We start from the raw sequence: 7068 nt of genomic DNA, 5'->3' as shown, positions 1-7068 counted from the left end.
AGAAAAACCAGCAACCCGACAACTGATGACCCGGTAACTATCAACCCGATAACTGGCCACCCGAAAAATTACGGGCTCCACGTGCGAATACGGGCTGCAAATGTGAAACTGTGTAAGTTTATGACACTTTCAGGCCATTTTTCGGGCCATTTTTGTCATAAACGTAGTCAGTAACTCGGCTCGACCCGCCGCCGCCAGTCATAAACGCAGTCAGTAACTCGGATCGATCCGACGCCACCAGTAACCTTGTAATGCCAGGGTGCCCCCCCGAAGTGACGCAGATTACTGATTATTTCTATATCTGTTGCCAGGTTTGGCCGGGTCTCTTACCATAATTTCATGGCGGAAAGTACGCGGTCGAGCGGTGGAAATCGCAGCTCACGAGATAAAAATAAGAATCAGAGTGGTAGCAAGAAAGGGTGCATGGGCCCGGGGGCAATTCTTGCAGTCATTTTGATTGTCATCGCGGCTGTTGCAGTCTATGTCGGTCGCGGCGGTAGTATTCCAGGTTTTTCTGGTGGCAGCTCCGGAGGAAACCGTGATTTCTTCGGTGGTGAAAAGACCGTCGTCAAGGCGATTGTTGGCTCTGAGAAAAAGCCCTTCTTCGAAGACAAAGAGGTCCAGAAGGCTCTTGCCTCTCACGGCTATGTGGTGGAAGTAAAGACGGCGGGTTCGCGTCGGATGGCCACGGATGTGGATCTGGATTCCTTCGACTTGGCATTCCCGTCGTCGGCACCGGCAGCGGAGAAAATTGCCGAGAAAATGAGCGGCGCTGAGCGGTACGACGTCTTCTACACACCGATGGCGATCGCTACTTTCGACAACATCTTGCAGGCATTGGCGCGGGAAAATGTTGCTCGCCAACAGGGCACTACGTGGCAGGTAGATATGGCAGCGCTGGCCACGATGCAGCACGACAATGTCCGCTGGCGTGACTTCGCGGAGAGCGATTATCCGTCGCCGCGCACGGTGCAGATGTCCACAACGGACATTCGTTCGTCGAACTCGGCCGCAATGTACTTGTCGCTCATGTCTTGGATTACCAATGAAGGCCGGATTGTGTCTGACAATGGGCAGGTCAATGCGGTCTTGCCGGAGCTCACCCCTCTGTTCACCGGCCAGGGGTACACGGAATCCTCGTCGGCTGGTCCATTTTCGGACTACCTCTCGCAGGGTGTCGGTTCGAAGCCAATGGTGATGGTTTACGAGTCGCAGTTCCTGGGGGAGAACAGTGCCCCGAACAGCCGGTTGAAGTCGGAAATGCGCCTGGCGTATCCATCGCCGACGATTCTGAGTACTCACGTGGCGCTGGGTTTTAACGACAATGGAGCTGCGGTCGCACGGCTCCTCGCCGAAGACCCTGAGCTTCAGAAGCTGGCGGCCAAGCACGGTTACCGCTCCAGCCAGCCTGAGGCGATGGAGGAATTCCAGACGCAGTTGAAGACGGGCCAGGAGGTCTCCACCGATTTTGTGGACTCCATTGATCCGCCGAGTTTCGACATCCTCGAGCAGCTTATTGAGGGTGTGTCCCGTGGATACCAGAGCCCACCGAGGCCGGAAACAGAAGAGGGGTAAAGCCGAATGAACATGGATAAGGCACTAACTGCCCTCCGCAAAATGCTTCTTGGCCTCGTCGGTGTGCTCGGCATCTTCGCTGCCGCGGCCTGCTCCGACGGTGGCCTGAACCTGCCGCTGGGCTCCGACGGGGAGAAGACCAACAAAGTCGACGTCGATTCTGACCTCAAGGGCTCGACTATGCGCATCGCCGGGGCCACGGAGCTTGCAGAGCTCCAGCCACTGATGCAAAAGGCCTCCGACGACCTCGGTTTTACTATTAACCTTGAGCTTCTCGACGGCACCGTGAAGAACAGCCACGCGCTTGTCTCAGGCGAATTCGACAACCAATTTGACGCCACTTGGTTTGCTACCAACCGGTACGTTGATCTGCTCGGTGGGGCTGACAAGCTGGGCGAAGCCAAGAAAGTCGCCACCTCACCCGTAGCGTTCGGTATCCATTCGGCGAAGGCTCGGGAGCTCGGTTGGGATACCAAGCAGCCGACGTGGGCTGAGATCGCGGAGGCTGCGTCGTCAGGCAAATTGGCCTACGGCATGACCAACCCCGCGGAATCGAACTCGGGCTTTTCCGGTGTGGTGTCGGTTGCGACCGCGTTCGCCGACACCGGATCGGCGCTGACTACGGGGGATATCAACCGCACCACGCCTGAACTGCAGAAGTTCTTCGAGGGGCAGAAGATGACCTCGGGTTCGTCGGGGTGGCTGCGCGACAAGTTCCTGGATGAGCCGGACTCCGTCGACGCGCTCATCAACTATGAAGCTGTGTTGCAGCAGATGAATAAAGAGGGCGCTGACCTGGAAGTTGTTGTTCCGAGCGACGGTGTCATCAGTGCGGATTACCCGCTGACGCCACTAGCTCAGCCGGCTAACGACCTTGCCGCGCGGCAGACGGAGGCACTCGGGCAGTGGCTGGAAGCGAACTCGCAGGTTCTCGCCGACCACTTCCTTCGCCCGGTCTCCGATGACGCCAACCTGCCGGAAAGCATGACCAACAGCGTCATTATCGAGCTGCCGTTCCCGGGTGATCGCGCAGTCACGGATCGTCTCATCGAGGCGTACGACAATGACCTGCGCGTGCCCGGAGAGTCGGTCTTTGTTCTCGACACTTCCGGTTCAATGTTCGGGGAGCGCATCGCTGATCTACAGGCGACAATGCGCGCAATCGTCGACGGCAGTGCACGCACCGAAACGGGAAGCGTGGGATTGCGAAACCGTGAGATCGCGACGATCCTGCCGTTCAGTACGAGCGTCGGCGAGCCCACGACCACGACAATTGACGGCCCGGAATCGCGCGCGCAGCTCACCGCCGCCGTCGATGGTCTGTACGCAGAGGGCGAGACGGCGCTTTACGACGCACTGATTCAGGCCTTCGACCTTCTCGGCAGCTCGGATAAGAACTCCATCCCGTCTATCGTGGTGTTGACCGATGGTCAGGTGACGTCGGGCAAGAGCTTTGCGGAGTTCCGCGACTTCTACCAGTCCAAGGGCGGGAATCTGCCACCGGTATTCGTCATCCGTTATGGCGAAGCGGACCCGAGAGAAATGCAGGAACTTGCGAACCTGACTGGTGGTAAGGTCTTTGAATCCCGTGAGACCGAGCTTGCTGATGTGTTCAAGGAGATTCGTGGCTACCAGTAAATCCTCCGGCACTTCCTCCGGCGGTGGCTTTCTTAACAGCCCCGCCAACATTGTCGGGCTCGTCCTTGCCATCGCCGTCGTGCTGCTGCACCTGATCGTTGGGCTTGGTTTCCTGTGGCCGGTTGTTGCGATTGCCGCGTGGGGCGCGTCGGTTGCTTTGTTGCCGAGGCAGAGCAAAGGGGCTCAGAAGTCCGTTAGCTCGGCGCCGAAGCCTGAGGTCCCACAGCGTCGCCCGCTCAATCCATCTGAGCTGCGTAGGAATCTTCACCGGACATTGGGCAGGCTTTTCGATGCCCAGCCTGGCGAAGCTCTTGGCAACGCCGCAAATGACCTGGGTGCGACGCTGGAATCCGTCCTGAGCGAGTGGAAGTACCTCAAAGATTATCCCGAGCAGAAAGTGGTCATCGACGGCATCATCGAGGAGTACTTGCCGCAGACAGTCAACTCCTACCTCGCGGTCCCGGAGCGTCTGCGTCACAAGGCCGAGAATCCGGCGCGGGAGTCCATCGACCTGTTGCATTCCGCGGTTCAGAAGATCCAGGATGCAATCGGTCAGGACAACCTGATTGCTTTGGAAGGTCAGCGTGACACCCTGGCAATTCAGTTCGGTAAGGTAGTGGACTATGAGCCTTGATCCGAAACTCCTTGAAATCCTCGCTTGCCCGCGTGACAAGGGGCCGCTTGAATACCTCGAAGACGAGCAGGTGCTGGTCAATACTCGCCTGAAGATTGCCTACCGCATCGACGAAGGCATTCCGGTCATGCTTTCCGACGAAGCTATCGCCTGGGACAAGTAATTGCCTTTCCCGCTTGCCGACGGTTACCGCGCCCTCGACCGCACTGTGCTGTCGGGAGCTCCCATTGAGGCTGCGAAGACACTGCTCGGCTGCGTAATTGTCATCCCCGCTGAGGATGTTATCGCCACCATCACCGAGGTCGAGGCCTATGGTGGCCCAGTTGACCAGCGCTATCCCGACCCGGCCGCGCACTGCTTCATGGGGCCAACCGCACGCAATCGCGCCATGTTTGGCCCGGCGGGACATTGGTATATCTACCGCTCCTATGGCATTCACTTTTGTGCCAACATCACCAGCGCTACGGACGGCACGGGTGGGGGAGTATTAGTCCGCTCCGTACGCATTGAGCAGGGCCTGGATGCGGTGCGCCGTCGCCGCGGTGAAAAGCCAGCAGTTGCGGGTCTCGGACGTGGTCCAGGAAATGTTGGTCAGGCGCTTGGCCTTGACTTAAATGACTATGGGGCAGATGCGCTGGATCCGTCGTCACGCGTGTTTGTGGCGCAGCCAGCGAACGCCGATTCGGTTAGAGACATCCACGCAGGCCCGCGCGTGGGCGTTCGGCGAGCGGCGAATCGGCCGTGGCGGCTGTGGCTTCCGGACGATTCCGTCTCAGCCTATCGGCGCCACAAGAAGGCGGTTGAGGAGTTCTAGGTCACCCTCGCGGTGAACGTCGGCAAGCGAAACGTTACGATAGGGGACGTGACTGAACAGAACATTATCGACGAACTACAGTGGCGTGGCCTGATTAATCAGTCCACCGATGTTGACGCGCTGCGCGAGGCGTGCGAAAACCCCATTACTCTGTATTGCGGTTTTGACCCAACTGGCGATTCGCTGCACGCGGGCCACCTGGTTCCGATGATTATGCTGCGTCGTTTCCAGCTGGCCGGTCACCACCCAATTGCGCTGGCCGGTGGCGCCACAGGCTTCATCGGCGATCCGCGTGATGTCGGTGAGCGTTCGATGCTCAGCCAAGACGCCATTGAGCACAACCTGGAGGCCATCAAGGGCCAGCTGCGTCGTTTTATTGACTTTGAGGGCGATGCCCCGGCGACAATGGTCAATAATGCGGACTGGACTATGAACATGTCCGTCATTGACTTCCTTCGCGATGTCGGCAAGAACTTCTCCCTCAACACCATGCTCGACCGCGACACCGTGAAGCGTCGCCTCGAGTCTGACGGTATCTCCTACACCGAGTTTTCCTACATGCTGCTGCAGTCCAACGACTACGTGCAGCTGCGCCGCAACTACGATTGCGTGCTGCAGATTGGCGGCGGTGATCAGTGGGGCAACATCGTCTCTGGTGTCGATTTGAACAGGCGTATCGACGGCGCCAAGGTGCACGGCCTGACCGTGCCACTGGTGACCGATGCGCAGGGTCAGAAGTTCGGTAAGTCTACCGGTGGCGGCAAGCTGTGGCTGGACGCTGAAAAGACCTCGCCGTACTCCTGGTACCAGTACTTCCTCAACGCTGGTGACTCGGTTGTTATTGACTACCTGCGTTGGTTCACCTTCCTGTCTCAGGAGGAAATCGCGGAGTACGAGGTTGCTGTTGCGGAGCGTCCGTTCAAGCGTGAGGCGCAGCGTCGTCTGGCGCAGGAGATGACCAACCTGGTTCACGGCGAAGAGGCCACCAAGGCTGTTGAGCTGGCAGCGCAGGCCCTGTTTGGCCGCGCTGAGCTGACCGAGCTGGACGAGGCCACCCTGGCAGGTGCCGTCTCTGAGACTGAGGTTGCGGAGATTGCAGAAGGTGAGCCGCGAACTGTTGTCGACCTTCTCGTTGCTGCGGGTCTTGCCAAGTCGAAGGGTGAAGCACGCCGCACCATTAAGGAAGGCGGCGCGTACGCCAATAACCAGCGCATCGAGGACGAAGCGTGGGAGCCTTCTGCTGAGGACCTGCTGCATGGCAAGTGGATTGTACTGCGCCGCGGCAAGAAGAACTTCGCTGGTGTGAAGTTCGTGTAAGTGCTGGTTGGTCTTTGCGTAGGCGCGCTGCTGATCTCTCGATCAATTGGTGTTTATGCAGCTTGATTCTTTTTGGGTAGCTGGGCTAGGGCTCTGGGCAGTCTAGGGGATTGATGATTTCAGAATCATTGACTCCTGGTCAGTCCGGAGCCTTAGTTGTTTTAAAGGGAGCGTAGAAGCCGAAGCAAAGGTGGTAGCGATGAGTCCAAGACATGAAAACCGTGCTGGACGGGGAGGCTCGTTGATGGGTCGGATTATCGCACGTTTCTCGAAGAAGTCTCAGCGTGCGTCAGAAACGGGCTCCGAACAAGCCCACGATTTTCAGGGTGAGGTTGCTTCTCGGCGGGTGAGCCCGCAGAGCACGCCAGGCCGATTGACGGTTGAAAACCCAAATGTGTTCTACACCGTTGAAGATAGGCAAAACGAAATCGTTATCCGTGAATATGATGCCTTCATCGGTGGCCTTTCCGACATGGTCGGACTGGAGGATGAATTCCAGCGGAATTTTTACGACCGTGAAGTCATTGTCAGGAAAACCACGGACAGTCAGCGAAAGGAGCGAATACATTCTTCCAGAGAAGCCTTCGAGGATTATCACCGAAGACTTCGTGGACAGTAGCTGTAGCTCTTCTTGGGTTTCATCAAAGGAGAGGACTGGCAGCTTCTGGTAAGTCGCTCTACTGCACAGGAAAACCCTAGATCAGATCTATCTACCTGGGGTTTTGTGTCTTTGGGTGGTGTGTGTGTAATGTATTCGGAGGTCAGCGTGGCCAGGCAGTTTATGTGTTTGGTTGGCTGATGTGGGGGAAATGTTTTCGTGCGGTTAGCCGCTGGGAGTCGTTGGTTTGACTTTCTGGTTAATTGTTTGTTAATGTTTTCTCTCGCTGCTCACGTGGTGGTTGCCCTGGTTGTGGGGTGGTTGTCTTCGTGGGTGTGTGTTGTGTGAGAACTCAATAGTGTGCCGATGTACTAACTAATGCTTTTTTGGGAAAGTGCTTGTTTGGTTGTCGTTTGCGTGTGTGTTGCTGGTGGGTGCCGGGGGCCTTTGTTTGTTTTGGGTCCTTTTGTGCTTGCGGGTGATGGATTGCGT

7 protein-coding genes are annotated in these 7068 nt (G+C 57.4%); all 7 read left to right on the top strand.

Annotation, left to right across the window (positions count from 1 at the left end; translation table 11 throughout):
* Positions 1–423: 423 nt before the first annotated feature.
* Complete coding sequence (locus QP982_RS06175) at positions 424–1575, top strand: hypothetical protein (protein ID WP_069359382.1); 1152 nt, start codon at positions 424–426, stop codon at positions 1573–1575.
* 6 nt (positions 1576–1581) lie between these two features.
* The gene (locus QP982_RS06170; RefSeq protein ID WP_284870313.1) at positions 1582–3213 is read left to right on the top strand and encodes a VWA domain-containing protein; all 1632 of its coding nucleotides are present in this window, start codon (positions 1582–1584) and stop codon (positions 3211–3213) included.
* Entirely contained in the window at positions 3200–3847 is a 648-nt protein-coding gene (locus tag QP982_RS06165; RefSeq protein ID WP_284870312.1) for a hypothetical protein, read from the top strand. Before QP982_RS06170 ends, QP982_RS06165 begins: the two co-directional genes overlap by 14 nt.
* Positions 3837–4010, top strand: a complete 174-nt coding sequence (locus tag QP982_RS06160; RefSeq protein ID WP_070767256.1) for a Trm112 family protein — start codon at positions 3837–3839, stop codon at positions 4008–4010. Before QP982_RS06165 ends, QP982_RS06160 begins: the two co-directional genes overlap by 11 nt.
* Entirely contained in the window at positions 4011–4661 is a 651-nt protein-coding gene (locus tag QP982_RS06155; RefSeq protein WP_070767255.1) for a DNA-3-methyladenine glycosylase, read from the top strand.
* A gap of 48 nt (positions 4662–4709) precedes the next feature.
* A complete protein-coding gene (gene tyrS / locus QP982_RS06150) occupies positions 4710–5978 on the top strand; it encodes a tyrosine--tRNA ligase (protein WP_070767254.1) in 1269 nt (422 codons plus the stop codon).
* Between the two features lie 244 nt (positions 5979–6222).
* Positions 6223–6597 (top strand): hypothetical protein, encoded by a 375-nt coding sequence (locus QP982_RS06145; protein ID WP_126108062.1) that lies wholly within the window; start codon positions 6223–6225, stop codon positions 6595–6597.
* The last annotated feature ends 471 nt before the right edge of the window (positions 6598–7068 follow it).

Source organism: Corynebacterium sp. MSK019, assembly GCF_030232425.1.
Taxonomy (GTDB): Bacteria; Actinomycetota; Actinomycetes; order Mycobacteriales; family Mycobacteriaceae; genus Corynebacterium; species Corynebacterium jeikeium_D.
Note: the sequence above shows the minus strand (reverse complement) of the source record. Positions and strands in the feature narration are given on the sequence as shown.

What these genes read in the sequence shown, in the direction of transcription:
- QP982_RS06160 (WP_070767256.1), top strand. Translation starts at nt 3,837, where the DNA reads ATGAGCCTTGATCCGAAACTCCTTGAAATCCTCGCTTGCCCGCGTGAC.
- QP982_RS06170 (WP_284870313.1), top strand. Translation starts at nt 1,582, where the DNA reads ATGAACATGGATAAGGCACTAACTGCCCTCCGCAAAATGCTTCTTGGC.
- QP982_RS06145 (WP_126108062.1), top strand. Translation starts at nt 6,223, where the DNA reads ATGGGTCGGATTATCGCACGTTTCTCGAAGAAGTCTCAGCGTGCGTCA.
- QP982_RS06175 (WP_069359382.1), top strand. Translation starts at nt 424, where the DNA reads ATGGGCCCGGGGGCAATTCTTGCAGTCATTTTGATTGTCATCGCGGCT.